Below are 25,096 nucleotides of genomic sequence, written 5' to 3' on the forward strand. Positions count from 1 at the left end.
CCCAGGCCTCTCGCTCCCGTCACGGTGCCGACGACTCGGTTCCGAAGCAGTGTTTCCGGATCCCCCACGAAGGAGAGCCATGTCGAACGACCGGCCAGACCCGCTCGACCGCATCGTCGCGCGGTCGCGCCCGCAGCAGGGCGACGTACCCGCGGAGCTCGGCAACCCGCGCAACTACCTCGTCTTCGACCGTCCGTCGTCCGCCGCCCCGGTCGACGACCCTGCCGCGGTCCTCACCGCGGGCGAGGACGGACGCTGGGGGGTCAGCGATTCCGACACCGTCCTCGGTGTCGTCGTCGGGGCCGTGGAACCGGTGACCCCGGAGGCCGTCGAGTCCGAACTCGCCGACATGCGGGCGGCCGACGACACCGTGGGCCGCGACAGTTCGTCGTACATCCCGGACTGGACCGCCGTGTCCACGACGCCGACCCTGGCGCCCGGCGCCGAACGCCCCCGGATGGTGCGCCGCAACGGGACCCGGGTGCGTCCGGAGTGGGTGATCCCGCCCGACAACCGGTCGCCGTACTATCCCCATTCCTATCCGTTCTCCCTCGTCGGCCGGATCTTCGTCTGGCAGGACGCGGCCCGCCCGGACTGGTCCTGGTGGGGTACGGCCTCGCTCCTCGGCACCCGCACCGTCATGACCGCCAGTCACGTGGTGCCGTGGGGCTCGTCGAGCTGGAAGGCGCTGTTCGTGCCGGCCTATTACGACGGCGCCTCGGTCCACGGGTCGTGGGCGGCCTCATGGGTGACCGACGCCCGGGGCTACAGCAGCCACTCCCAAGGCGACGACATGGCGGTCATGCGCCTGAACGTTCCGCTCGGCAGCAACCTCGGCTGGTTCGGCTTCCGGACCTACAGCAGTGGCTGGGAGGACCTGAGCGTCTGGACACTGCCCGGCTACCCGTGGGACCACGACTCCGGCAACCGGCCGTGGCTGCACCTGAACTTCCCGATCATCGACGACGACAACGACGGCGCCGGCGTCGAGCTGGAGTACCAGGCCGACACCGAGGGCGGCCAGAGCGGCGCACCGGTGTTCGCGTGGTTCGACGGATCACCCGACGTCGTCGGCACCCACTCCGGGGGCGAGGACAACTTCGGCGAGCCGCGTCAGAACGTCGCCGCCGGCGGCAACGCACTGACGAACCTCCTGCACTGGGCGCGCAACAACTGGCCGTGAGGCCTGCCTGGAGCAGCACGGCCATCGGGATCGGGGTCCCCCGATGCCGATGGCCGACGTCTTCTGCTCTCGATGGCCGACGTCTTCTGCTCTCGGTCTTCTGCTCTCGATGGCCGACGTCTTCTGTGCCTTCTGCCGCGCTGGAGGTCCGGCGGAGCCCGGGCGACCGCTACAGCGGGCCCCGGCTCGTCAGTTGCCTCAGCACCTCGGCCGACGGCATCTTCCTCGCCTGCTCCAGAGCCGCGCCCACGGCTTCCAGATCGGTGCGCACCCGGGCGTCCTCGGCTCCGGCCCGCTCGGCGAGTTCGTCCAGCAGGGCCCGTCCCAGGTCGACGTCCTCGTCACTGACGACGGACGTCTCGCCCTCGAACCGCCTGCCCGCGCGCTCGATCAGCTCGGCTGCCCGGCCTGCCAGCTGCTCGTCGGTGAACAGGAGGGAGGCGACGGGCAGTTCGACCCGTTCGATGAGGGCGATCCACTCGCGGCCCGCCTCGGTGCTCGCGAGCACTTCCTCACGGACCCTGCGCAGCGCGTCCACCTCGGTCCGACGCCCGAGCAGGCGCAGTCCGATCAGGTCGAAGGCGCAGACGCTCTGCTGGGCGAGGGCCAGCAGGCCCGCCTTGGCGTCGCGCTTGATGAGGGTGGGGTCCGGCGGGTGGAAGGAGTCCTCCACGGTGCCGACCGGCGGACCCGTCTCGAGGGTGAAGCCGTAGGTCTTGTGCAGCGCGGGGTCGGCGATGTGGCGGCTGTAGGCGTAGTCGCTCTGCACGCCGGTGGTGGCGTACAGGGCCCGGCCCGTCTGCGGTGTGTACGCGCGCCCGCGTACTGCCGCGATCGCGTCGACGACCCGTTGCCCGACCGTCGTGAAGCGGAGCAGGTCCTGGGGCGTGATGTACTCCCGGTGACCCGGGACACCGATGGGCGCGCAGGTTCCGGTGGGCAGGCTGGTGAACCGCTGTGCCGGATCGCTGGTCTGGCTGTGGGCGTGACCCCACGGATACAGGACGAGCTCCGAGAACGAGTGCACGTCCACGAAACTGTGGATGTTCCGGGTGTCCAGCAGGTACTTGACGTTGCGGGTCTCCGGCTCGGAGAACGCGCCGGACCCGACGAAGACATCGCTGCAGGGGCTGCAGGAGGTCTGCCCCTCGGTGACTCCCCAGAGGAGGTCCGCGTTGCGGTTGAGGTCGACCCCGTCGCACGAGGTCCCCGGGTTGTCACGGAGGTTCTTGCGCCACATGTTGTCGACGGTCAGCACCCGGTTGCGGCCGTCGGGATTGGAGCAGGGCACGAACCAGAGGTCGAGGCTCTCCAGGACGAGTCCGACCTCCTGAGCCGTCCAGGTACGGCCGCCGTACACGACGTCGGTGCCCTTCAAGCGGCTCACGACGAGGTCGACGGCGAGTTCCACCAGGGCGTCCGGGTTCATCAACTCGCGGGCGTGGGTACCGCCCACGAACAGGACACCCCTGCGGTCCCCTTCCTCGCCGGCCCGCAACCGCAGGGCGAACACCGGGCGGCCCTCGACGGAGGTCTCGGGCAGTCGGGTCCTCGTGCACAGCTGCGGGAACCACGTGGCGAGGAGCGAGATCACGGAGTCGAGTTGGGGGACCGTTCGATACATCACGTGCCTCCCTGCCGCTCGATGCCCTGGAGGCGTTCCTCCAGCCAGGCCCTCACCGAGTCGTCCTCCTCCACCAGTTCGGCGGGGAGGGGCCGCACGGGCACCTGGGCGTGCAGACGTACTTCGTAGCCGTTCTCCAGCAGTCGCCGGCACTCCTCCGGGGAGACGACCACCCGGACGTCGCCCTCCCGATCGGGGATCCGGTCCAGATCCAGATCGGCGACGCCGAGGAGATCACGGTTCCTCGCGCCGGGATGGACCGTGGCGTCGAAACGCACCGTGGGGTTCTCACCCCCGGTGTCCCGGGGTGGAGGCTGGTGTGGGTGTTCGGACGGTTCGTTCATGTCCGTCTCCCTCGGTGTGTTTCCGTCTGCCACCAGGACCGTCGAGATCCACCAGATGCGCGCAAGTCGGACATTTCACCGGTACTGACATAGTCGGACACGTCCGCTCCGCTGTCAACTCCGTTGCCGCACAAGGCAGTCAGTACCTCCGCAACGGGTGAGGCAGCGCCGTGTTGCAGGCCCCTGTACCCGGTGGGACGGTGGAAAGGAGGGCATTGCCCGGGCGGCGGCCCGACAGGGACAGCCCTGCAGGCGACGACTCGCGCGTCGATGCGCGGCCGAACCGCGACCCACCGTTCCCAGAAGCCCGGCACCGGATGCGTCGGCGCGCCTCCCCTGGTCGAGGAAGCGCACAGAAAGCGGGAAATCCCATGGCGAACGAACCCTTGAACAGGCATGCCTTCGGCGAACAGCCGCCCCACCACAACGGGGGCCCGGCGGGCCGGGACACCGAGTACACCGGCCGGTACGTGGTCCTGCTCGACCTGGGCAACCAGCAGAGCGGTCTGAGCGCGCTGCGCTCCGCCGCCGACATCGCGCCCGTGGAGCGGGTGAGCGGAGCCGAGACCACCGACGTCGCCGAACTCCTGAAGAACCCCGAGGTGTCGGTGCACTTCGAAGAACTCGGCGCCGCCGTCGTCGAAGTGCGGGCCGAGCAGCGCCACGCACTGGTGACCACGGCCGAGGCCGATCCGTCGATCATCGCGGCCGAACCGGAACGCATGGTCTACGCCTCGATGATCACCGCCCCGCAGCAGGCACCGACCGAGTTCTTCCCGGCCTACCGCAGCGACGAGGAGACGGTCGAGCGCCACACCAAGGCAGAGATGGCAGCTGCGCAGGGGCCGGCTTTCGACGAGCAGAAACTGACCTGGGGCCTCCAGGCGATCCGGGCCGGCCTGTCCGGAATGACCGGACGCGGTGTGAAGATCGCCGTCCTCGACACCGGCGTGGACACCGGCCACCCGGACCTGGCCGGACGGATCGAGGACACGGCCTCCTTCGTGTCCGGCGAGACGGTCGAAGACGGCCACGGCCACGGCACGCACTGCATCGGCACCGCCGCCGGCCCGGCCGGCCCCCAGCAGGGGCCCCGCTACGGCGTGGCGACCGAGGCCCGGATACTCGCCGGGAAGGTGCTCAGCAACGCGGGCAGCGGCGCCGACGGCCAGATCCTGGCGGGCATGGCCTGGGCCGTCAACCGCGGTGCACAGGTGATCTCCATGTCGCTCGGCGCGCCCGTCTGGCCGGGTGAGCTCTTCCCCCAGACGTACGAGCGGCTGGCCCAACGAGCGCTCCGGCGGGGGACACTGATCGTCGCCGCCGCGGGCAACGAAAGCCGGCGTCCCCAGTTCGTCGCACCCGTCGGCCGGCCCGCCAACTGCCCCTCCGTCCTCGCGGTGGCCTCGCTCGACCAGTCACTCACGACATCGTTCTTCTCCTGCGGCGCCATCAACGGCGCGGGCGGCGAGATCAACATCGCCGCGCCCGGCAGGGACGTCCACTCGGCCGCGCCCGGCGGGGGATACCGGTCGATGTCGGGTACCAGCATGGCCACGCCGCACGTCGCGGGTGTCGTCGCACTGCTCGCCGAGGCCAACCCCGACGCCGGTTCGGCCGACCTCAAGGCCGCTCTCCTGGCCGGTGCCTTCCCGCTGACGCAACCCGTCGAGGACGTCGGCTCGGGTCTGCTCCAGGCCCCGTGAGCGAGTCCTCGCAGCCCGAGCCCGTCGGAGTCGTACTCGCAGTCGACCCCGACCGGTTCGCGGAAGTGACCGAGACAGCGCGACGGGCCGGGCTGACCGTCACGGGCGAGCAGCCGGTCCTCGGCACGCTGTCCGGAACCATCGCCGAGGACCGGATCCCGGCTCTGCGGGAGGTCGCCGGAGTGGAAGCCGTGGACCGGGAGCGCACCGTCCGCCTTCCCCCGCCCGACTCCCCGATCCAGTAGGTCCGCGCGGTCGGGCCGTACGGCCTCTCGAAGTATCGGCTCGCGCCCCGTCGAGCGGCCTGACGCGGGCCGCATCCGCTCCCGCCGCACCTGCCCACGCCGACGGCAGAAACCCGTGGTGGCTCGCTCCCGGCTGCCGGCCGGGTCGGTCGACGAACCCGGTCGGCCTCCAGGCCCTCTGTGCGGGATCGGCGTCCTGCCACGGTGCTCTCCGAAACGCACAGGGGCCAGGGCAGCCGTCGCGCCTCCACGGAACCACGGAGGCCACCGGTCGAGGCCTGCGCCTGCCGGTCGGCCACGGTCGCCCTGCTTCCCCCACGCGCCCGGGGCACGTCGCGTGCGATTCCGGAAAGCCACTGGCGTACAGGCTTTCTGACGGTCACTTCGTCGAAGTCCGCAGAGCGCCGGACGGCGGACGCAGTGCCGCCGGAGCAACAGCGGGCACCGCGCCACCGGGCTCGGTGCGCGGACACCTGGCCGGCCGAGCGCGTCCCGGAGCCGATGCCGCCGCGGCCCCGTGTTCCCGTTGCGGGACGCCCCGGACAGGTGAAGAGTGGACGTATATCGGTTCTGTGTTCTGTCGGCTCCGCATCTCCCGGAGCCCCCGTCAGCAGGAAGAATCCGCAACGGACGGAACAGCACCGCGCCAAGCGTCTCTGGAACCATCATGGCCAGAATTTCTCGGCGACATGTCTTTCACGCAGCCAGCGCGTCCGTTCTGGCCGCGGCGCTCGCGCTGCCGGCAGGTCTCATGACAGCCGCGGGAAACGCTCCGAGCCCGAACGAGAACCGTGCCGGTGCACCGGCACGGACCACGGCTCCTCCGCCGTCCCCTTCGCCTCCTCCGTCCGCCCCGGGCGATCCGACGGGGCCTGCCGCGTCCGCCTCCTCGCCCCCCGGTCCCGCACCGCCGTCCGAACCGAGCGACCCGTCGGAAACCGCGACGTCTCCTTCCTCCCCACCGAGCGGGACACCCGACGCGTCGGAGCCGTCGGAGCCCGGCGGCACGGACGACCACACGGACGGTGGGACCGACGGCGGAACGGGCGGCGAAACGGATGGGGAAACGGACGGTGACGCGGACGGACAGACGACCGAGACACCGGCGGAGCAGCAGGCGGAAATCGTCGAGGCGACGACCACGCTGAACGAGGAGAAGGAACAGCTCCCCGAAGACCTCGTCTCGACGGTGGAGACGCTCATCACCGTCATCGACTCGGTCGAGGATCCCGAGACGTCACCGCAGGACAGGCAGGGAGTCGTCGAGAGCGCGGAGAACCTGTCCACGGCGCTGGCTGCCATCAGCGACCGCGGAACACCTCCCGAGCTGCGGAAGGAGTTGGCCGCGATCGTCACGCAGGTGACGTCGACACTCGATGCGGTCAGCAGTTCGCGGGTGCCGGCCGAGCAGCGGTCCATGCTCACTCTGGTGGTCAAACGGACCACGACCCTCCTGGACGCGATCTGCGATCCCCGGACGCCACAGGCCGTGCGGAAACAGATGATCACCATCATGAAAGACACGACCTACGTCGTGGCAAGGAGCCAGGAGGAGCAGCAGGCCGGCTCGGCGCACACGAGCCGGGACTCACCCGGGAGCCTCGGTTCGAATCAGGCGATCGGGAACACCCTGGTGCTGGTGAGTTCCTCTTCGGACATCATGCACGACCGGAGGACCCCACCGAAGGAAAAAGAACGGCTCGCGAACATCACGCAGCAGGTCAGCACGCTGCTCAGGAAGATCAGTGACCCCCGGACGTCACAGAAGGACCGGTCCAGAGCCACAAAAGAACTGGATCAGAAAACGTCTCGCACGAAGGACCAGCAGGAGGAGTCCGCCAGTGCCCAGGAGCGTCCGAAGGAGGCACTCGGGAAGGCGGCCGCATTCTGCACCAGCGCCATATTCGAGTCCACCCCCGAGTCCGCCCTCATGCGAGGGCTGAAGGAGCTGGTTCCCCCTCAGTGGGAGGCCGAGGGGGTCAAGGACTTCTGGAAGGCGCAGGAAAAGAGCGACGACATGCTCGACGTGCTGGCCCAGCTGCGGAACGACGAGCACACGCACGGTCCGTTCGAGGTCGCGCCGCTCATCATCGCACTCGCCGAGCTCGTACCGCACGACAAGCTGTTCGGGAGCTTGGGAGGGTCTGCCGCGTATTGCGAGCAAACCGCCGCGTACCTCGAAAAGGATTCCGGCATCACCGTGGACACCTGGCTGGGAAGGATCGGCGACTGACCGGTCAGACCCCGGCGGACCTCAGCAGTTCGGCCGCGGGGATCTCCGAGTCCGCCTGGGCTGTCGCAGCTCCGTATCTCTCCAGCTCCCTCCTTTGCTCCCCGTAGTCGCTCACTCCGTAGTAGTTGAAGGGGAAGGAGGAGATCGAGGAGACGAACCGCCCCGTCGGTGACCAGACGGCAGTCACATAACGGGGCTTGCGCGTCACGTTGATGAGGTTGTTGTTGTGCCGCACCCTTCCACGGTAGACGAGCTGTTCACCGCATGCAGCAGGTTCGCAGTAGTAGGGCCCCTCGGCTTCTTTCCACGATCTGTGGGGAGCCCTGAACTCCTCCACATCGACCCGCCCTCGGTCCCTCCTCATGTACGAGATCTTCAATTCAACACTCACGGTGTCGTATCTGAGGGCCCTGGGGATTTGGAAAACACGCTTCATGGCGTATTCCTGCCCGACATCGAGCGAATTTCCGGAGTCGTAGAACCTTCCGGCGCTGATGGTGGTGTATTCGAGTTGGTCGACGTAGAGCTCAGCCTCTCCGTTGCTCGTCCCAGCCCTCCCGAAGCTCTTCTTCCATTCCGCCACCATGTCCTCCTCCACGTCGGAGTACACGGCGATCCTTCCGCGGACCGTGTAGACGTCGTTGATGATGTACACCGGAATCCCTCCTGTGTTCTTCATGTAGAGCATCAGCGGGACGTGCAGGAAATCAACGTTGTCATCCTTCCAGGCCTTTCCGAATTCCGCCTTCAGGGTGAAGTGCATGGGGGCGGCCGCGGGCTGGTACATCGTCGAGTAGGCGAGGCTGACAGCCGTCAGCATCACCGTGGCCACCACCCCGGCCGCGAATTTCTTCGGCTGCGGCAGCCCTTTCCATGACTTTTGGCGCACAAGAAGGCACAGTGCCCACAGGGACCAGCACAGGGCGGGCACGTAGACCAGCATGTAGCGCGTGTACTCCCGCTCCTCGAACCAGAGGAGGAGCAGGAGACCGTCGGTGGCCAGCACGATGATCGCCCCCAGCAGGACAATCGCTCCGGAGGCCTTGAACTGTCGGCGCCCCCAGTAGTCGAATGCCGCGATCGCCGCGATTCCCAGCACCGCGCCCGAGAGGACGAACAGGAGTCCGGTGATGCGTTGCGCGAAAGTCAGGGCTCCCGAGGCGTCCGGCCATCCGATGACCGCGTTGAAGACCATGGAAACGAGCGGTCCGGCGACCATGAGGGACAGGACGAGACGCCTCTTCCAGGCCCGGTCGGACCAGGTCCCGCTGTCGCCGCCGCGCCAGCACACGGATGCCGGATCATCCAGATCCATGTCCTCGGGGTAGCCGCGACGGCCCAGCATTCTGCGCAGTTCGGCCGGTGACCAGGCGCTGCCGACCGTCTCGCCGCCGATGGTGACGCGGCGAAGACCTCGACTGTCCGGCGGCTCGACGATGACCCATGGACGCATGCTCATGCCCTCAGACTCGAACCCGCGTCGGCGTCGTGCACGCGGAGCTACCCCGTTTGCCGGTGAGCGCGTCGCCGCGGCGAGTTCATGACGCCGGGCGGCCGGCCCTTCTGCCCCGGCCCGGCGCAGTTGCGTGGTGCGCGAGGCATGGTGCGTGTGGTGCGTGGTGCGTGAAAGGCTGCGGCCGTCTCGTCGTCGGCTCCGGCAGTTCGCTCCCGTCCGAGCCCGATACGACTCCGCGCGGACCCCGTCGTATCCCCGGAAAACGCCCTCGGAGGACGGCCGCGGAGGACGGCCGCGGGGGACGGCGGCCCGCCCGGCGGCGGTGCCGGGTTCGCGCTCACCGCCTCACGGACGAGACCCGCCGCGGACCCGTCCGCGGGTCCGGGACGGTGGTCGGTCCGGGCCGCCGTGCGCGTCGGCCTCGACCGTGGCACGTGCGGCGCCGCCGTCATCGTTCGCGGATTCCGGCCGGCGGGGCGGTGGGCCCGGGGAGTGCGGCGAGGACGGCGTGGTGCACGGCCCGTGCGAGGCGTGCGCCCCACAGCGATCGCGGGCCCGCGAAGGCGTGCGCGTCCTCGCCCGCCCGGGGCACGCGGGCGGCGACGCAGACCGCGTCGGTCGGCGTGCCGGAACAGTCGAGACCCGCCTCCACCAGGGCCTGCACCTTGGCCTCGGTCGCGGTGGCGACGGCGTTGACCAGCGCGGCGTCGCCGAGGGCCGCCGGAATCGTCGCGAGGACGTTGATCGTGCCGGGCGCGAAGGAGCCGTACGCGCCGGGCGGGCCGGCGGGCGCGGCGGCCCACCCGCGCACGTCGACGCCGGCGGTGACGACGGCCTCGACGCCGCCGTCACCGGCGTGGGCGTGGTCCGCGACGTCGGCCGCCGTCATCAGGCCCACGCCCTCACCGGTCAGCCCGGCCGCGGCGGCGACCTCCCTCAGGTGCTCGGCCGGGTCGAGGCGCCGGTAGCCGTGGCAGACCTGGGCGTTGAGGACCCAGAACCGCTCCCCCACTCCCCCGCCGAGGACGGCGCTGCTGACCATCCGCCATCCCGGACCCGCCCGCCACACCAGCGCCGACAGCTCCTCACCGTCCTCGAAGCGGCTCAGCCGCTCCACGGTCAGCCGCCGCGCGGTCGGGGTCGGCGGCAGGACGGCGCGTTGCACGGGGGGGGGGGCTCCTCGCATGGGCGGGCACGACCCGCACATGCTACGAACCCGCCCCGTCGTGACGACGGCCGGTGCGCCGCTCCGCGACGCCTTCCACGACGGGGAGCAGGTCCGCTACTCGCCTCGCAGGGAGGCGGCCGCCGCCTCGGCCACGTCGGCCCGGGGTCCGGCCGCGCATGCGCGGAGGAACTCCGCGACCCGGGGTCCCGGCCATTCCACCGCGGCGGCCGCGGCCCAGAACCTGAGCCCGTCGTGGGGGTCCAGGGGAGCGAGGAAGTCGAGGACGTGGTCGACCGTGGCCGGGTCCGGGCAGAGGCGTTGCGCGGCGACGGCGCGCAGGGCGCCGTCGGCGAGCATCGGGGTGCCGCTGTCCAGGCACCACCGCAGGGCACCGGCGGTGTCCCCGGGAGTGCTCAGCCGGACGACGGCGTCGCCGAGGGCGGTGTACACCGCGGTGGCCTCGTACGGGCGCCGGGCGAGTTCGCGCAGGAAACCGAGCGCGGGGCGGTGGCCGCACGTGCCGAGGGCCATGGCCATCTCGTACTGCGTCTCCCAGGTGCGGGGGTCGTCGGCCTCACGCCGGAGGGCCTCCAGCAGCGCCGGCCCCGCGGCGGGATCGGCGAGCCGCCGCAGGCGTCGGGCGGCGGAGCGCCGCTTGGGCGAGAGCCTGTGGCCCAGCTGCGCCACGGCTTCGTCCACCGTCAGTGGCATGTCGCCCCCCTCTGATCGGTTCCGGCTCGGCAGCACCGTAGCTGCCCGCACCGACAGAGGCCTGCGCGGGGCGACGCGAGGGGCACCCCTCCGACGCCGTACGACCCGCTTCCGGGGCCGGGCCCGCGCATGCCGCGCATGCCCGCGCGAGGCACGACGGCCACAGGGCCGCAGGGCCGCATCCTCCCTGAGCCCGCGGTGCCGCCGGCCGTCAGCGTCCCGCCGCCGCGGCGTCAGCGTCGGGCGAGGCGGCCCGGGGCGGGGTCGCCGCCACCGAGCGCGCCGAGGCCGGCACCGACGGGCGCGGTGGCGGTGACGAGCGGGACGGTCACGGGGTGCCGCGCAGTTCCGCGATCACCGTGCGGATGTCGGGGCGCGGCCCGCGGTTGTACGGCAGCTTGGACAACAGGACGCCCATGGCGCAGGAGTTGCTGAGGGCCGCGTAGGTCAGGCCGGCGCCGACCGCGGTGCCGATCAGGTGCGCGCCGGGCACGAGGACCCCGACGAGGCCGGTGGTCAGGACGATCGAGCCGGCGACGAGCCGGACCTGGCGCTCCATGTCCCACCTCTCGGGGCCCCGGTTGACGGGCGCGCCGGCCGTCTCCCAGGCGACGATGCCGCCTTCCAGGACGCGGAGGTTGGGCAGACCGGCGCCGGCCAGGGCCTTCTCGGCCTCGGCAGCGCGGGCCCCGGAGCGGCAGACCAGCACGACGTCCTCGTCGAGGTGGGCCAGGAGTTCGGCCCGGTGCTCGCGCAGGGTGCCCAGGGGCACGTTGTAGGAGCCGGGGATGTGCGCCGTGCGGAACTCGCCGGGGGTCCGTACGTCGAGCAGGCGTGGCGCCCGCCCTTCCTGGACGAGCCGGTGCAGCACGACGGGGGTGAGGGTGGCGGGTGCGGGGGTGGTGCTCATGGGTTTCCGTTCTGCCGGATCCCCGTACCGCGAGGGGTACGGGGGAGGGGTACGAGGGGGCCCTGCCGGTGAGTGGCGAGGGCCCCGGGGGGACGTGGGGGCCGCTGCGGCGGGGCGCAGGGGGCGTCGCGGTCAGGCGTCGGCGAGTGCGGGGGCTTCGGCCGGCTCCGCCGGGAGGAGGGCCCAGGCGGCGTATCCGCCGAGGACGTCGGAGACGTCCTGGAAGCCGCGGTGGCGCAGCAGGCTCGCCCCGATCGAGGAGCGGTGGCCGCCCGCGCAGTGCAGGACCACGGGGCGGTCGGCGGGCAGTTCGTCCGCCCGGCGGGGCAGTTCGCTGAGCGGGATGTGCAGGGCGGACCCGATGAAGCCGTTCGCCTCGCGTTCGCCGCAGGTGCGGAGGTCCACGACGAGCGGAGGGGTGTCGCCGGCGAGGGCCGTGCGCAGGTGCGCGGCGGTCACGCGGCTGGCGGGGGCGACCTCGCCGGCCAGCGCCTCCAACGCGTCGTCGGGGTTGCGCAGGTAGCCGACGGCGCGGTCGAAGCCGATCCGGGCGAGGCGCGTGACGATCTCCTCCTCCCGGTTCTGCGGCGCCATGACGACCAGTTCGTCGGCCGGGTCGAGGACGGTGCCCGCCTGTTCGGCGAACCGCCCGTCCGCGGGCACGTTCACCGCGCCGCGCAGGTGTCCGGCGGCGAACTCCTGCGGGTCGCGGGCGTCCACCACGACCGCGCCGGCGGCCCGCAGCCCGGTGAACTCGGCGAGGGACAGCGGCCGCGGGGCCGCCGAGGCGTCGTAGCGGACGCGGTCCTTGCGGTTGAGTTCGGCGTCGTAGGCGAAGTAACCGGGTGCCGCGGACTGGCCGGCGGTGACGAGCGCGACGAACTCCTCGCGGCTCATCGGCGCGCACGCGTAGTTGGTGGCGCGCTGCTCCCCGATGGTCGACTGCTTCTCGGTCGAGAGGTTCTTGCCGCAGGCGGAGCCGGCGCCGTGCGCGGGGAAGACCCGCACCTCGTCGGCGAGGCCCATGAGCTTGTTCTGGACGCTGTCGTGGAGCATCGCGCCGAGTTCCTCGGCGGTGACACCGAACGAGGCGAGCAGGTCGGGGCGTCCGACGTCGCCGATGAACAGGGCGTCGCCGGTGAGGACGCCGTACGGGACGCGGTCGTCGGCGTGTTCGTACACCACGACGCTGATGGACTCGGGGGTGTGCCCGGGGGTCTCCATGATCTCCAGGGCGACGTCGCCGAGCAGGACGCGCTCGCCCTCGGCCAGCTTGCGGATCGGGTACTCGGTCTCGGCCCGCCGGCCGTAGCCGATCCAGGCGCCGGTCTCGTCCGCCATCTCCAGGTGGCCGGCGACGAAGTCGGCGTGGAAGTGCGTGTTGATCACGCCGACCACCGTGAAGCCGTGCGCGGCGGCGTCGGCCAGGTACTCGGAGACGTCCCTGCGCGGGTCGACGACCACCGCCTGCCCCGTGTGCTCGTCGGCGATCATGTACGACGCCTGGGAGAGGCAGTCGAGGTAGTACTGGGCGAAGAACACGGGCAATCCCTTCCTGAGGAACGCGCACCCGAGGGGTGGGCGCGGGCGGGGCGACGCGGGCTGTCGCACGCCCGGCGTGAGGGATACGGGCGGGTTGCTGTGGTGCCGTCCGACCCGACTCGATACCCCCTGGGGTATTTACACAGTCGACGGTAGGACACCTCTCACATCACTGTCAAATACCCCCTGGGGTATCGCCGATCACAGACGCGGCGCGTTCCCCGTCATGTCGTTCGTATACCCGTGGGGGTATCTTGAGGTGCAGATACAGCCCAGCCCCTGCCCAGCAGCCCGTTCCTTTCCCCCAGCCACGGCACGGAGGACCCCGCACGTGAAAGCCACTCCCCCGGTCGGCACGCCGTCGGCCACCGCGGCGACCGGCGCCGAGCCGGCCGACGCCACGCCGACCGACGCCTCCGGGCGGCCGGTCCGTCTCGGGCTGCGCGAGAACTGGCCCCAGTTCTCGCTGCTCGTCGTCGTCAACATCGCCGTGGGCGGTCTCGTGGGCCTGGAGCGCACCACGGTGCCGCTCATCGGCACCGACACCTTCGGCCTCACCAGTGACCTGGCCGTCTTCTCCTTCATCGTCGCCTTCGGCCTCGCCAAGGCGCTGACCAACCTGGCCGCCGGGGCCCTGACCGCCAGGTTCCGCCGCAGACAGCTCCTGATCGCCGGCTGGCTGCTCGGCGTGCCCGTGCCCTTCGCCCTGGCCTGGGCGCCGTCCTGGGGCTGGATCGTCGCCGCGAACGTGCTGCTCGGCCTCAACCAGGGCCTCACCTGGTCGATGACGGTCAACATGAAGATCGACCTCGTCGGCCCCGCCCGCCGCGGCCTCGCCACCGGCCTGAACGAGGCCGCGGGCTACACCGCCGTCGGCGTGACCGCGCTGGCCACCGGCTACCTGGCGAGCAGCTACGGGCTGCGCCCCGTCCCGGAGCTCATCGGCATCGTCTTCGTCGTCGCGGGCCTCGCCCTGGCCCTCGCGGTGCGGGACACGGCCGCGCACGTCGCCCTCGAACTCGCCCGCCACGCCGCGCCGCTGCCCACGGGGGAGGGAACGGGCCTGCGCGCCACGTTCGCGCGCACCTCCTGGCGCAACCGCTCCCTGCGCGGCGCGAGCCAGGCCGGACTGGTCAACAACCTCAACGACGGGCTGACCTGGGGCGTCTTCCCCCTGCTGTTCACCGACCACGGCCTCGGGCTGGCCGGCGTCGGCCTCATCAAGGGCCTCTACCCCATCCTCTGGGGCATCGGCCAGATCCCCACCGGCCACCTCGCCGACCGCATCGGCCGCAAACCGCTCGTGGTCACCGGGATGCTCGTCCAAGCCGTCGGCTTCGTCCTCGCCCTCGCCCTGCTGGACAACCCGCTCCTCGCGGGCGTCCTCTCCGCCGTCGCCCTCGGGCTCGGCACCGCCATGGTCTACCCCGCCCTCATCTCCGCCGTCTCCGACCACGCCCATCCCGCCTGGCGGGCCAACGCCCTCGGCACCTACCGCTTCTGGCGCGACATCGGTTACGCCGTCGGCGCCCTCGTCGCCGGCGTCCTCGCCGACACGCTCGGCCTGAACACCACCGTCGTCGCCGCAGCCGTCCTGACCGCCGCCTCCGGGCTGCTCGCCGCCCGCTGGATGACCGAACACCGCCCCGGCCTCCGCTGACCGTTCCCCCGCCACCGCACCTGCGGCCGCGGGCACGGAAGCGGATCCACCGACTCCGACCGGCTCCGGACGGGCGTGATCCTCAGAGGAAGTTGAGAGATTCCTGTGCGAGGCTGACGCGCCCCCTCGGCCGGTGCGCGCAGCCGTGCCCGCGCCGTCTCCTCGTCGTCGCCCTCCGGAGGAACACCTGATGAGCCTGAGCCTGTCCCTGGTGAACGGCCTGCCCGCACACGTCCTGGTCGTGCACTTCGTCATCGTGCTGGTCCCCCTGAGCGCGCTGGCCGTCGTGGCCGGCGCGACATGGCCGGGTGCCGCTCGGCGCATGGGGGTCGTACTGCCGGTATTGGCCCTGGTGACGCTGGCGAGCGTGCCCGTGGCCGCGGAGGCCGGCGAGTGGCTGGAGGAGCACGTCGACAGCAACCCCCTGGTACGCCGGCACGCCGAGCTCGGTGACGGTCTCCTCCCCTGGGCCGCGGGCCTGTTCCTGCTGGCGGCGGCGATCTGGTGGACGAACCGCGGGTCGGCCGCGGCCCAGGCCGCTCCCGGCGGGGGACCGACCCGTTCCGCCTCGCTCCGGTCCTCGCTGGTGGTCCGGGTGGTGGCGGTGGTGCTGTCCGTCGGGGTCGCCGCGGGCGCCGTGGTGGACGTGTACCGGATCGGCGACTCGGGGGCGAAGGCCGCCTGGCAGGACGGCTTCTCCCGGACCGCCACGGGCGACGGGGGCGACGACGACTGACACCTGACGCCGCACCGCCGCACCGCCACCGCCACCGCCGCCCAGCCCGCGGCACCGCCGCCCAGCCCGCGGCACCGCTGCTCGCCCCGGCTCGCCGCCGCGGACCGGGGCGCTCCTGCCCTCCCCTCCCCTCCCCTCCTTTCCTCCGCCCGCCCGCCCGCTCGCCCGCTCGCCGAAGTTACCCGTGCGTTCCGCACGTCGGATTGATGACAGCGGCAACTGTGCGGGCCCCCGCCACGCGTGACAGCGTCTAGCCCGTCAGCGATCGGCGGGGGAGGGAGAAGGCGTGAACAAGGGCTACGCCGTGTACTGCGACGCGGACCCGTACTTCTACGACGCTCCGTACCGCACGGCCCCCCGTACCGGCTCCGGACGTTCCCGGTACGCGGCGGCCTCGGCGCCCGTCCCGGCGGGATGGCGGCGCAACGAGAGCGGGGACTGGCTGGCCCTGCGCCCGGTGGACGCGGACCTGCCCGACCAGGGCTGGAAGATCCACGTCTCCGCCTGCCTCGACAACGCCGAGTCCGTGCTGGAACGCGTGTGGCGGCACTGCGTCGCCGACGGCACGGCCTTCAAGTTCGTCCCGAGCCGCTACCTGCTGCACCAGCGCAACGCCAAGTACGCCGACCGGGCCGGCAGCGGCAAGTTCATCACGGTGTACCCGGCGGACGAGGCACGGTTCGAACAGCTAGCGGGCGAGCTCTCGGCCCTGCTGGCCGGCGAGGCCGGGCCGCACATCCTGAGCGACCTGCGGCTCGGCGACGGCCCCGTGCACGTCCGCTACGGCGGTTTCACCCGCCGCAACTGCTACGACGAGAACGGCGAGTTGCGGCCGGCCGTGACCGGTCCCGACGGAGAGCTGGTGCCCGACCTGCGCGGTCCCGTCTTCCGGGTGCCGGACTGGGTGAGCCCGCCCGCCTTCCTGCGCCCGCACCTGGACGCCCGTTCCGCGGTGACCGTCGCCGACCTGCCCTACACCATCGAGTCGGCGCTGCACTTCTCCAACGGCGGTGGCGTCTACCTCGCCCGCGACACCCGCACCGGTGAGCGGGTCGTGCTCAAGGAGGCCCGCCCGCACGCCGGGCTGGCGGCCGACGGCGCCGACGCCGTGACCCGGCTGCACCGCGAACGCCGGGCGCTGGAACGGCTGTCGGGTCTGGACTGCACACCCGAGGTGCTCGATCACCTCACCGTCGGGGAACACCACTTCCTCGTGCTGGAACACATCGACGGCAAGCCGCTCAACACGTTCTTCGCCCGCCGCCACCCGCTCATCGAGGCCGACCCGGGCGCGGAGCGGCTGGCCGAGTACACCGAGTGGGCGCTCGACGTCCACGCGCGGGTGGAGCGGGCCGTCGCGGAGGTCCACGCGCGGGGCGTGGTCTTCAACGACCTGCATCTGTTCAACATCATGCTCCGGGAGGACGGGAGCGTCGCCCTGCTGGACTTCGAGGCGGCGCACCGGGTGGACGAGTCCGGCCGGCAGACCGTCGCGAACCCGGCGTTCGTGGCGCCCTCCGACCGGCGGGGCGTGGCCGTGGACCGGTACGCGCTGGCCTGTCTGCGGCTGGCGCTGTTCCTGCCGCTCACCAGTCTGCTCGCGCTGGACCGGCGCAAGGCGGCGCATCTCGCCGACGTGGTGGCGGACCAGTTCCCGGTGGACCGCGCCTTCCTGGACGCGGCGGTCGAGGAGATCACGGCCGGCGCCGCCGGCGCACCCGCGGGGCGGCCCGCGGCCGGGACGGCGCGGCCCGCCGCCGGGGCCGCGGCCGAGCCGTTCGTGCCGGTCCGGCCGGGCGACTGGCCGCGCAGCCGGGAGTCCATGGCCGCGGCGATCCACGCGTCCGCGACACCGTCCCGCACGGACCGCTTCTTCCCCGGCGACATCGCGCAGTTCGCCACGGCGGGCGGCGGGCTGGCCTTCGGCCACGGCGCGGCAGGGGTGCTGTACGCCCTCGCCGAGAGCGGGGCGCGGCGCAGCGAGGACGGCGAGCAGTGGCTGCTGGAGCGGACCAAGCAACCGCCGTCCGGCATGCCGCCCGGTTTCCACGACGGGCTCGCCGGGATCGCCTGGACACTGGAGCACCTCGGCCATCGCGACCGCGCCCTCGACCTCACCGACCTGCTCCTCGACCAGTCCTTCGAGCATCTGGCCCCGGACCTGCACAGCGGCACCGCCGGGCTGGGTCTCGCCCTGGACTCCCTGGCCGCCACCACCGGTGAGGCCGCACTGCACTCGGCGGCCCTGCGCTGCGCCGAGCTGACCGCTCGCGGCACACCGGCCGGGAAGGGCGGCTCCGCCCGGCCGCGCGCCGGCCTGCTGCACGGCGCGGCCGGCAGCGCGCTGCTCTTCCTGCGGCTGTACGAACGCACCGGGGACTCCGCGCTGCTCGACCTCGCGGGGGACGCGCTGCGCCGGGACCTGGCCCGTTGCGTGCGGGGCGCGGGCGGTGCGCTCCAGGTCGACGAGGGGTGGCGCACCATGCCGTACCTGGGCGCGGGCAGTGTGGGCATCGGCATGGTGCTCGACGACTACCTGGCGCACCGCGAGAACGACGGGTTCGCGCGGGCGAGGAACGAGATCGTGGCCGCCGCGCAGGCCATGTTCTACGCCCAGCCCGGCCTCTACCGGGGCGTGGCCGGGATGGTGCTGTACCTCGGCCGCACCGCCGCCGCGACCGCCGGCGCCCCGGCCGCCGGCACGGGGCCCGAGGCCCTGCGCCGCCAGCTCGACGCGCTGACCTGGCACGCCATGTCCTACGGCGGCCACCTCGCCTTCCCCGGCGAGCAGATGATGCGCCTGTCCATGGACCTCTCCACCGGAACGGCAGGATGCCTGCTGGCCGTCGCCTCCGTCCACGGCGACCCGCCCGCCGCCCTGCCGTTCCTCCCGCCGCCCACCGGCCGGCGGCCCTCGACTCGGCCCCGTCAGGGGTCGTGATGAAAGAACAGCACCCGTTGCCACACGAAGGGAAGATGTCATGAACCTGTTTGACCTGCAGTCGATGGAGACCCCCAAGGAAGAGGCCATGGGGGACGTCGAGACCGGCAGCCGCGCGAGCCTGCTGCTCTGCGGCGACAGCAGCCTCAGCGTCACGACCTGTAACTGACGCTCGAGCCGGCCACCGCGGCGACGCGGTGAACGACGCCGTTCGGCACCGGTGCCCCGGGCTTTTCGCCCGGGGCACCGGTGTCCCCGCGGGGGGACGGAGGGGAAAGGGTTCGTGGGGTGGTGGTGACGACCGGGCGACGGGCCCGGCAGGGGCCCGCGGCGGGTGGCGGAACCGACGGCGGCGGGCCGGGGCGTACGCCCGAACTGCTGGTGCTGCTCTGCTCGTCCGCGGCGGCGGTGGCGGCGGTGGCCCAGCCCTTCGTGCTCGGCCGCACCCTCGATCTCCTGCTGCGCGACGGTCACGCGGGACACTGGCCGGCGCTCAGCGCCGCCCTGCTCGTCGGCGAGATGCTGCTGGACAGCCTCACCTCGCTGTTCACCGTCCGCTGCACCGCCGGGTGGACGGCCGCGATCCGTTCGCGCGCCTTCGCCGGGCTGCTGGGCGCCGTACCGGACCGCGCGCGGGAGCACACCCCGGGGGACGTCGGCACCCGTCTGACCCTCAACGCCGCCGACGCGGGAGGTGTCCCGGCGGCCCGCGCGGCGCTGGCGGCCTCGCTGGTCACCCCGGTGGGCGCGCTCGCCGCGCTGGCCCTCGTCGACGTGTGGGTGGCGGCATGCGTGCTGGCCGGGCTGCCCGCCCTGGCGCTGGTGCTGCGGGCGTTCGCCCGCGACACCGGTGCGTCGGTGGCCGCCTACCAGCGCACCCAGTCACAGATCGCGTCCCGGCTGCTGGAGGCGCTGGAGGGCGCGGCGACGATCGCCGCGGCGGGCACCGGCGCCCGTGAACGCGCTCGGGTGCTCGCGCCGTTGGGGGAACTCGCGGCCCTGGGCCGGCACATGTGGGCGCTGCACGGACGGGCGCTGGGCAGGAGCGGGGTCCTGGTGCCGCTGCTGGTCCTGGCCGCCACGGCCGTCGGGGGCCTGCGCCTCGCGTCGGGCGCCCTGAGCGTGGGCGGCCTGCTCGCCGCCTGCCGGTACGCCCAGCTGACGGCCGGCGTCGGCGGTGCCGCGTCCCTGCTGGGCGCGGTCGTACGGGGCCGCCGGGCGCGGGAGCGGACCCTGGAGCTGGAACGGCTGCCCGCGCTGTCCTACGGCACGCGCGCCCTGCCGCCGACGGGCCGGGGCACTCTCGAACTGCGCGGTGTGCGCGTGGTGCGCGACGGCAGACAGGTGCTGCGCGCCGACCGCGTGCGGATACCGGGCGGCACCACCGCCGCGGTGGTCGGCCGCGGCGGAGCGGGCAAGTCCGTGCTGGCGGCCGTGGCGGGGCGGCTGATGGACCCCGACGAGGGACAGGTGCTGCTGGACGGCGTCCGGCTCGACCGGCTGGGCCGCGAGGCGTTGCGCACCGAGGTCTCCTACGCCTTCGAGCGTCCGGCGCTGGGAGAGGGGACGGTCGCCGAAGCGGTCGCCGCCGGGCCGCGCGTCCTCTCCCCCGAGCGGGTACGGCAGGCCGCCCGGGCCGCCGGCGCCGACGGCTTCGTACGCCGGCTGCCGCACGGTTACGACACCCCGCTGTCCGCCGCGCCGCTGTCGGGCGGCGAGCACCAACGCCTGGGGCTGGCAAGGGCGTTCGCGCACGCCGGACGGCTCCTGATCATGGACGACGCGACGTCCAGCCTGGACACCGCCACGGAACACGAGGTGGAGCGGGCGCTGCGCCGGTCGCCGCGACCCGGGACCCGGCTGGTCGTCGCGCACCGCCCGTCGGTCGCCGGCCGGGCGGACCTGGTGATCTGGCTCGAGAACGGCGAGGTGCGGGCCGTCGCGTCGCACCGCGACCTGTGGCACGAGGCCGACTACCGGGCGGTCTTCGGCGTCGGCGACGCAGACCGCGTCGACGACACCGGCCGCGGCGACGACACCGGCGGCGGCGAGAGCGGCGACACCGGCAGCGGTGGCGGTGGCGGCGACCGCGTCGGCGGCAGCGCAGGGACCACAGGAGCCGCGGAGGCCGCGGGAGCCGCTCCGGCGCCCGCGCCCGAAGGGGCGCGGCCGTGAACCCCTCCGGTGCCGGCCGCGCGCACCACGCGGGCGACGGCCGCGGGGCCCTGCGCCGGATCGCGCCGCCGGCCCGTCGCTTCCTCGCCCGCCGCAAGGGGGTCCTCGCGCGGCTCGCCCTCTGGTCGCTGGCGGAGGCGGGGCAGGCCTTCCTGGTGGGGCACGGCGTCGCCCGCTCCGTCGACCGGGGGTTCCTCGCCGGTGACATCCGCGAGGGACTGCTGTGGCTCGCGGTCGCCCTGGTCGCGGTGCTGTGCGGTGCTCCGGTGATCCGGGGCGTCTTCGCGCAGTTGGCCGGGCTCACCGAGCCGCTGCGCGACGGCCTGGTCGGGCGGGCCGTCGACCGGGCCATGGACCGGGCCCCGGACGCGCCGGGCGGGACGGACCGGGCGACCGTCTCCCGGCTGACGAACCAGGTCGAGATCGCCCGGGACAGTTTCGCCGGTCTGGTCCTGACCCTGCGGTCGTTCCTCTTCACCGCCGCCGGAGCACTGCTCGGGCTGCTGTCCCTGCACCCGTCCCTGGTCGTGGTGGTCCTGCCGCCGCTGGCCGGCGGCCTGGCCCTGTTCCTGGCCACGCTGCGGCCCATGGCGGCGGCCCAGCGGCGCGCCCTGGCGGCCGACGAGGCGCTGGGCGACCACGCGGCCCGTACCCGGGCGGCGCTGCGCGATCTGACGGCCTGCGGGACCGGCCCCGAGGCGGCACGGCGCGGCGCGGACCTGGTCGCCGGTGCCGCCGCCGCGTCCCGTGTCCTGGCCGGCTGGGCGGCGGTGCGCACGGCGGCGCTCGGCATCGCCGGTCAACTGCCCGTCCTGGCCCTGCTGGTGGCGGTGCCGTGGCTGCGCGGCCGGGGGGTGACGGCGGGCGCGCTGCTGGGCGCGTTCACCTACCTCGTCCAGTCGCTGCTGCCCGCCCTGCACACCCTGATGACCGCGCTCGGCGCGGCGGGCTCCCGGCTGCTGGTCGTCCTGGACCGGATCGCCGGTCCCGCGCCGTCGCCGACGTCCGCGGACCGCGCGCGCCCGGAACCGGCCCACCCGGCAGGGCCGCCCCCGGCCACCGCCGGCGCCACAGCCGCCACCACCGCCCCGGCCCCCGGCGGTCCGGCCACCACCGCCATGGGTTCCGGCGGCCCGATCCCCGCCTCCACGGCCCCCGGCGGCCGTGGACGGCCCGCGCGCTCCCGGCCGGCCGCGGGCAGTGGGCCGGCCGCGGCGGTGGAGCTGCGGTCCGTGACCCTGTCCTACGGCGTCCGCGCCGAGCCGGTCCTCGACGCGCTGGACCTGCGCGTCGCGCCGGGTGAGCACCTCGCCGTCGTCGGACCGAGCGGCATCGGCAAGTCGACGCTCACCCGCCTGGTCGCGGGGACGCTCGCGCCCAGCGGCGGGGAGGTGCGGGTGGCCGGGCACCGGGTGACCGGGCGCGCCGCCCCCGAACTCGCCGCGCTGCGCACGCTGGTGCCCCAGGAGGCGTACGTCTTCTCCGGCACCGTGGGCGACAACCTCGCGTATCTGCGGCCGGACGCGGGCCGGACGGAGCTCGACGCGGCCGTCCGGGCCCTCGGCCTGCGGTCGCTGGTCGACCGCCTGGGCGGGCTCGACGGCGCCGTGCGGCCCGGCGAACTCTCTCCCGCCGAACGGCAGTCGGTCGCGCTGGCACGCGCGTACCTGTCGCCCGCGCCCCTGCTGCTGCTCGACGAGGCGACCTGCCACCTGGACCCCGCCTCGGAGGCCCGGGCGGAGGAGGCCCTCGCGCGGCGGCCGGGGACGTTGCTGGTGGTCGCGCACCGCCTGTCGTCCGCCGTCCGCGCCGACCGGGTACTCGTGCTGGACGGCGTGGCGGCGGTGTGCGGCGGGCACGAGGAGGTGCTGGCGCGTTCGGCTCTCTACCGCGACCTGACGGGCCACTGGAACGGCGACCCCGGCCGGGAGGCCTGAACCGGGCAGTCTGAACCGGGCGGCCTGAACCGGGCGGCCTGAACCGGGCGGCCTGAACCGAAAACGCGAACGGGGAACGCCGAGCGGGCGCGGGCGACGGGTGCGCGCGGTGCCTCAGGTCCAGCCGGCGTCCTGGACGATGCGTATCGCGTCCACCCGGTTGCGGGCGCCGAGCTTGCGTATCGCCGTCGCCATGTAGTTGCGGACGGTCCCCCTGGACAGGTGCAGACGGGCCGCTACCTCGGGCATCGGTGCCCCCTCGGCCGCCAGGGACAGCACGCTCAGTTCCCGGGCGGTCAGGGGCATGACCGCGCCTTCGAGCAGGGCGACGGTGAGGGCGGCGTCGAGGAAGCGCTCCCCTTTGGCCACCGTGTGCACCGCCGTGATCAACCGCTGGGCCGGGGCGTTCTTGTCGACCAGACCGAGTGCGCCGGCGTCGAACGCCCTGCGCAGGACACCCGGACGCCGGGGCGTCGTCAGGACGACGAGCGGCTCCCCGTGCCGCGCCCGGAACGGCTCGCCGTGCTCCTCCCCCGGCCCCTGCAGGCACTCGCCGTCCACGACGCACACGTCCGTCGGCGGCACCTCGCCCTCGTCGGCGCCGGGGGACGTGTCCGAGACCTCCAACGTGTCGTCGGATCTCAGCAGTTCCACCAACGCCGAGCGCAGTAATTCCTCGTCGTGCACCACACGGACATGGACCATTTCCCCCACCTCTGTCAGCGGCTGTCTCGTACGGCGGCCGGCCGGCCGCTCACGCACCAGGGCCATGTGCCCTGATCCGTCGCGGGGGAACACGGCGCGGGAGGACGGAGGGGGCGCACCGGATGCAATCCGCCGCTTCCGGCGCGCGGAAGGGCGCGCGAGGCCGCCACTCGCGCCGGGGGAAAACGGCGCAGACGTTCTCCGGCCTCCGGCGGGGACCGACGCCCGGCGGCCCGGACGGCGGACCGGCGTGCGCCCCGCCGCCCTCCTCGGACCCCTGGCCACGGCGGCGGACCGCCCCGCGGACCGGCCGTACCCCGCCGGACGAGAGGTAACGGACGTCGGTACGGCACCGTCCGGCGACCGGCCGGAAACAGCCCTCCGCCGATCTGACGCGAAACCCACGGCCCCGTCGGCCGCACCGCTCCCCCGCCGCCCGGCGCGGGACGGGCGCGGCGCGGGGTCGGACACCCGGCCGGGCGGAGCGGTTAACCGGTTGCCCGTCGACGACGGTCGTGTGTGCAATGTCCGTCATGGTCACCTGGGCGCGCCGGTCACGGCGGGACGAGAGAAGCGTGTGCCGCCGGACGCCGTCACCCGGCGGTCCGGGGCCACGACCGAGCCGTCACCCGGAAGGCGCCGCCGCATGAACACGCTGTCCTCGCCGCCCGGAGCGGAGCGGACCGGCGGGCCGGCCGTCCGGATCGGCGCGCTCGTCCCGCTGTCCCGGCCCGGCTGGGTGGAGGCGGGCCGCCACCTGCTCGCCGGACTGGAGCTGGCCGTGCGCGACGTCGGCCGGGCCGGCGGGATCGGCGGACGGCCGCTCGAACTGGTGGTCCGCGACACCGCGGCCGATCCGCGGAGGGCCGTGGCGGCGGTGGACGAGCTGGCCCGCCTCGGCGTGGCCGCCCTGGCGGGGGAATACCACAGCGTCGTCGCCCGTGCCGCCGCCGCGCGGGCCGACGCCCTCGGTCTGCCGTTCCTCTGTTCGTCAGCGGTTCTCGACGCGCTCACCGAACAGCCAACGGAGTGGGTCGCGCGTCTCGCCCCCGCCCAGTCCCACGGCTGGCGGGTCTACGCGGACTTCCTCCTCGGCGCCGGCCACAGCCGCATCGCCGTGGCCGCGCAGCCGAGCGTCTACTGGGCCGCCGGGACCCGTGTCCTGCGGGACCACCTCGCTCCGCGCGGCGGCACCGTCGTCGAACTCGACGTGAGCGCGCTCGATCCCGCGGCACTGTGCGACGAAGTCGTCGGCCGTCGTGCGACCGCGCTCCTCCTCCTGACCGGTCACCCGGAGCCGGCGGTGCCGATCGTCCGGTCCGTCCGCCGCGACCCGCGCCTCGCCGGCCTCGCGATCGGTGCTCCGGCCGGACAGCCGGAGTTCGCCGGATGGGCGCGGGCGCTGGGCGACGACGGCGCCGCCGTCCCCTTCCTGCGCTACCTGCCCGAGCGCCTCACCCCGCTCGGCGCACGGGTCGGGCAGGCCCTGCGCGAACGGCTGGCCGAGGCGCCCTCCTTCGTCGCCTTCGAGGGCTACGACACGATCGCCGTCCTCGCCGAAGTGCTGCGCTCCCACGGCGCGGACCGGGCGCGCGCGGCCGGGTCCTGGCCGCGCGTCGCGGTCGAGGGCACCCGCGGCCCGATCCGCTTCTCCCGCCCGCCGGGCGCCGGCGTCTGGCAATGGACCCGGCCGCCGCTCCAGGTCGTCGACCGGGACCCCGCGGCACCCGACCGCTTCCGGATCCTCCACACCGGCTGAGGGGCACGGGGTCCGGCGGTTCTCCGGCCGAGGGCGGCGGCGAGCGGGCCCGCCGGGTCTT

Annotated in this window: 19 protein-coding genes; 11 read left to right on the plus strand and 8 right to left on the minus strand. The window is 73.5% G+C overall.

Annotated elements, in window-relative coordinates:
• Window positions 1-79 precede the first annotated feature (79 nt).
• Entirely contained in the window at window positions 80-1,183 is a 1,104-nt protein-coding gene (locus ACF09K_RS16505; RefSeq protein WP_392244128.1) for a trypsin-like serine peptidase, read from the plus strand.
• 169 nt (window positions 1,184-1,352) lie between these two features.
• Here ACF09K_RS16505 and ACF09K_RS16510 read toward each other — a convergent pair whose 3' ends face one another.
• A complete protein-coding gene (locus ACF09K_RS16510; RefSeq protein WP_392244129.1) occupies window positions 1,353-2,807 on the minus strand; it encodes a M14 family zinc carboxypeptidase in 1,455 nt (484 codons plus the stop codon).
• A complete protein-coding gene (locus ACF09K_RS16515) occupies window positions 2,807-3,151 on the minus strand; it encodes a hypothetical protein (RefSeq protein WP_392244131.1) in 345 nt (114 codons plus the stop codon). The genes ACF09K_RS16510 and ACF09K_RS16515 overlap by 1 nt, the downstream gene beginning before the upstream one ends.
• A 371-nt stretch (window positions 3,152-3,522) precedes the next feature.
• Between ACF09K_RS16515 and ACF09K_RS16520 the strand changes: the two genes are divergently transcribed.
• From ACF09K_RS16520 to ACF09K_RS16530, 3 genes are all read left to right on the plus strand, one after another.
• Window positions 3,523-4,857: a S8 family serine peptidase gene (locus tag ACF09K_RS16520; protein ID WP_392244132.1), complete on the plus strand. Its 1,335-nt coding sequence runs from the start codon at window positions 3,523-3,525 to the stop codon at window positions 4,855-4,857.
• Window positions 4,854-5,102, plus strand: a complete 249-nt coding sequence (locus ACF09K_RS16525) for a hypothetical protein (RefSeq protein WP_392244134.1) — start codon at window positions 4,854-4,856, stop codon at window positions 5,100-5,102. Before ACF09K_RS16520 ends, ACF09K_RS16525 begins: the two co-directional genes overlap by 4 nt.
• Window positions 5,103-5,769: 667 nt before the next feature.
• The gene (locus ACF09K_RS16530; RefSeq protein ID WP_392244136.1) at window positions 5,770-7,335 is read left to right on the plus strand and encodes a hypothetical protein; all 1,566 of its coding nucleotides are present in this window, start codon (window positions 5,770-5,772) and stop codon (window positions 7,333-7,335) included.
• Between the two features lie 4 nt (window positions 7,336-7,339).
• On the opposite strand, the gene ACF09K_RS16535 is transcribed toward ACF09K_RS16530, so the two are convergent.
• The 5 genes from ACF09K_RS16535 to ACF09K_RS16555 form a co-directional block, all read right to left on the minus strand.
• Window positions 7,340-8,794, minus strand: coding sequence for a hypothetical protein (locus ACF09K_RS16535; protein WP_392244138.1), 1,455 nt, complete (start codon window positions 8,792-8,794; stop codon window positions 7,340-7,342).
• Window positions 8,795-9,239: 445 nt separating this feature from the next.
• Complete coding sequence (locus tag ACF09K_RS16540; RefSeq protein ID WP_392244139.1) at window positions 9,240-9,977, minus strand: adenosylcobinamide amidohydrolase; 738 nt, start codon at window positions 9,975-9,977, stop codon at window positions 9,240-9,242.
• A 96-nt stretch (window positions 9,978-10,073) separates the two neighbouring features.
• A complete protein-coding gene (locus tag ACF09K_RS16545) occupies window positions 10,074-10,670 on the minus strand; it encodes a HEAT repeat domain-containing protein (RefSeq protein ID WP_392244141.1) in 597 nt (198 codons plus the stop codon).
• Window positions 10,671-10,998: 328 nt separating this feature from the next.
• Window positions 10,999-11,580, minus strand: coding sequence for a rhodanese-like domain-containing protein (locus ACF09K_RS16550; RefSeq protein ID WP_392244142.1), 582 nt, complete (start codon window positions 11,578-11,580; stop codon window positions 10,999-11,001).
• A gap of 132 nt (window positions 11,581-11,712) precedes the next feature.
• Window positions 11,713-13,122 carry a rhodanese-like domain-containing protein gene (locus tag ACF09K_RS16555; protein WP_392244144.1) on the minus strand — a complete coding sequence of 470 codons (1,410 nt, stop codon included), beginning with the start codon at window positions 13,120-13,122 and terminating at the stop codon, window positions 11,713-11,715.
• 331 nt (window positions 13,123-13,453) lie between these two features.
• Between ACF09K_RS16555 and ACF09K_RS16560 the strand changes: the two genes are divergently transcribed.
• The 6 genes from ACF09K_RS16560 (at window position 13,454) to ACF09K_RS16585 (ending at window position 22,571) form a co-directional block, all read left to right on the plus strand.
• Window positions 13,454-14,782: an MFS transporter gene (locus ACF09K_RS16560; protein WP_392244146.1), complete on the plus strand. Its 1,329-nt coding sequence runs from the start codon at window positions 13,454-13,456 to the stop codon at window positions 14,780-14,782.
• A 190-nt stretch (window positions 14,783-14,972) separates the two neighbouring features.
• A complete protein-coding gene (locus ACF09K_RS16565; protein ID WP_392244148.1) occupies window positions 14,973-15,518 on the plus strand; it encodes a DUF2231 domain-containing protein in 546 nt (181 codons plus the stop codon).
• Window positions 15,519-15,804: 286 nt separating this feature from the next.
• Window positions 15,805-18,459 carry a class III lanthionine synthetase LanKC gene (gene lanKC, locus ACF09K_RS16570; RefSeq protein ID WP_392244150.1) on the plus strand — a complete coding sequence of 885 codons (2,655 nt, stop codon included), beginning with the start codon at window positions 15,805-15,807 and terminating at the stop codon, window positions 18,457-18,459.
• Window positions 18,460-18,499: 40 nt separating this feature from the next.
• Window positions 18,500-18,628, plus strand: coding sequence for a SapB/AmfS family lanthipeptide (locus ACF09K_RS16575; protein WP_006130296.1), 129 nt, complete (start codon window positions 18,500-18,502; stop codon window positions 18,626-18,628).
• Window positions 18,629-18,750: 122 nt separating this feature from the next.
• On the plus strand, window positions 18,751-20,634 hold the full coding sequence (locus ACF09K_RS16580) for an ATP-binding cassette domain-containing protein (protein WP_392244533.1): 1,884 nt from the start codon (window positions 18,751-18,753) through the stop codon (window positions 20,632-20,634).
• Window positions 20,631-22,571, plus strand: coding sequence for an ATP-binding cassette domain-containing protein (locus tag ACF09K_RS16585; protein WP_392244152.1), 1,941 nt, complete (start codon window positions 20,631-20,633; stop codon window positions 22,569-22,571). Before ACF09K_RS16580 ends, ACF09K_RS16585 begins: the two co-directional genes overlap by 4 nt.
• Before the next feature lie 114 nt (window positions 22,572-22,685).
• Here the strand turns inward: ACF09K_RS16585 and ACF09K_RS16590 are convergent, their stop codons facing one another.
• Entirely contained in the window at window positions 22,686-23,276 is a 591-nt protein-coding gene (locus tag ACF09K_RS16590; protein WP_392244153.1) for a LuxR C-terminal-related transcriptional regulator, read from the minus strand.
• A gap of 646 nt (window positions 23,277-23,922) precedes the next feature.
• On the opposite strand from ACF09K_RS16590, the gene ACF09K_RS16595 reads away from it, so the two are divergent.
• Complete coding sequence (locus tag ACF09K_RS16595) at window positions 23,923-25,035, plus strand: ABC transporter substrate-binding protein (RefSeq protein WP_392244155.1); 1,113 nt, start codon at window positions 23,923-23,925, stop codon at window positions 25,033-25,035.
• The last annotated feature ends 61 nt before the right edge of the window (window positions 25,036-25,096 follow it).

The organism is Streptomyces sp. NPDC014882 (genome assembly GCF_043081325.1).
Taxonomy (GTDB): Bacteria; Actinomycetota; Actinomycetes; order Streptomycetales; family Streptomycetaceae; genus Streptomyces.

Excerpts from the sequence above, each read along its gene's own strand:
- ACF09K_RS16575 (WP_006130296.1), top strand. The coding sequence starts at position 18,500 with ATGAACCTGTTTGACCTGCAGTCGATGGAGACCCCCAAGGAAGAGGCC.
- ACF09K_RS16520 (WP_392244132.1), top strand. The coding sequence starts at position 3,523 with ATGGCGAACGAACCCTTGAACAGGCATGCCTTCGGCGAACAGCCGCCC.
- ACF09K_RS16545 (WP_392244141.1), bottom strand. The coding sequence starts at position 10,670 with ATGCCACTGACGGTGGACGAAGCCGTGGCGCAGCTGGGCCACAGGCTC.
- ACF09K_RS16595 (WP_392244155.1), top strand. The coding sequence starts at position 23,923 with ATGAACACGCTGTCCTCGCCGCCCGGAGCGGAGCGGACCGGCGGGCCG.
- ACF09K_RS16535 (WP_392244138.1), bottom strand. The coding sequence starts at position 8,794 with ATGAGCATGCGTCCATGGGTCATCGTCGAGCCGCCGGACAGTCGAGGT.
- ACF09K_RS16505 (WP_392244128.1), top strand. The coding sequence starts at position 80 with ATGTCGAACGACCGGCCAGACCCGCTCGACCGCATCGTCGCGCGGTCG.
- ACF09K_RS16565 (WP_392244148.1), top strand. The coding sequence starts at position 14,973 with ATGAGCCTGAGCCTGTCCCTGGTGAACGGCCTGCCCGCACACGTCCTG.
- ACF09K_RS16530 (WP_392244136.1), top strand. The coding sequence starts at position 5,770 with ATGGCCAGAATTTCTCGGCGACATGTCTTTCACGCAGCCAGCGCGTCC.
- ACF09K_RS16510 (WP_392244129.1), bottom strand. The coding sequence starts at position 2,807 with ATGTATCGAACGGTCCCCCAACTCGACTCCGTGATCTCGCTCCTCGCC.
- ACF09K_RS16550 (WP_392244142.1), bottom strand. The coding sequence starts at position 11,580 with ATGAGCACCACCCCCGCACCCGCCACCCTCACCCCCGTCGTGCTGCAC.
- ACF09K_RS16540 (WP_392244139.1), bottom strand. The coding sequence starts at position 9,977 with ATGCGAGGAGCCCCCCCCCCCGTGCAACGCGCCGTCCTGCCGCCGACC.
- ACF09K_RS16515 (WP_392244131.1), bottom strand. The coding sequence starts at position 3,151 with ATGAACGAACCGTCCGAACACCCACACCAGCCTCCACCCCGGGACACC.
- ACF09K_RS16590 (WP_392244153.1), bottom strand. The coding sequence starts at position 23,276 with ATGGTCCATGTCCGTGTGGTGCACGACGAGGAATTACTGCGCTCGGCG.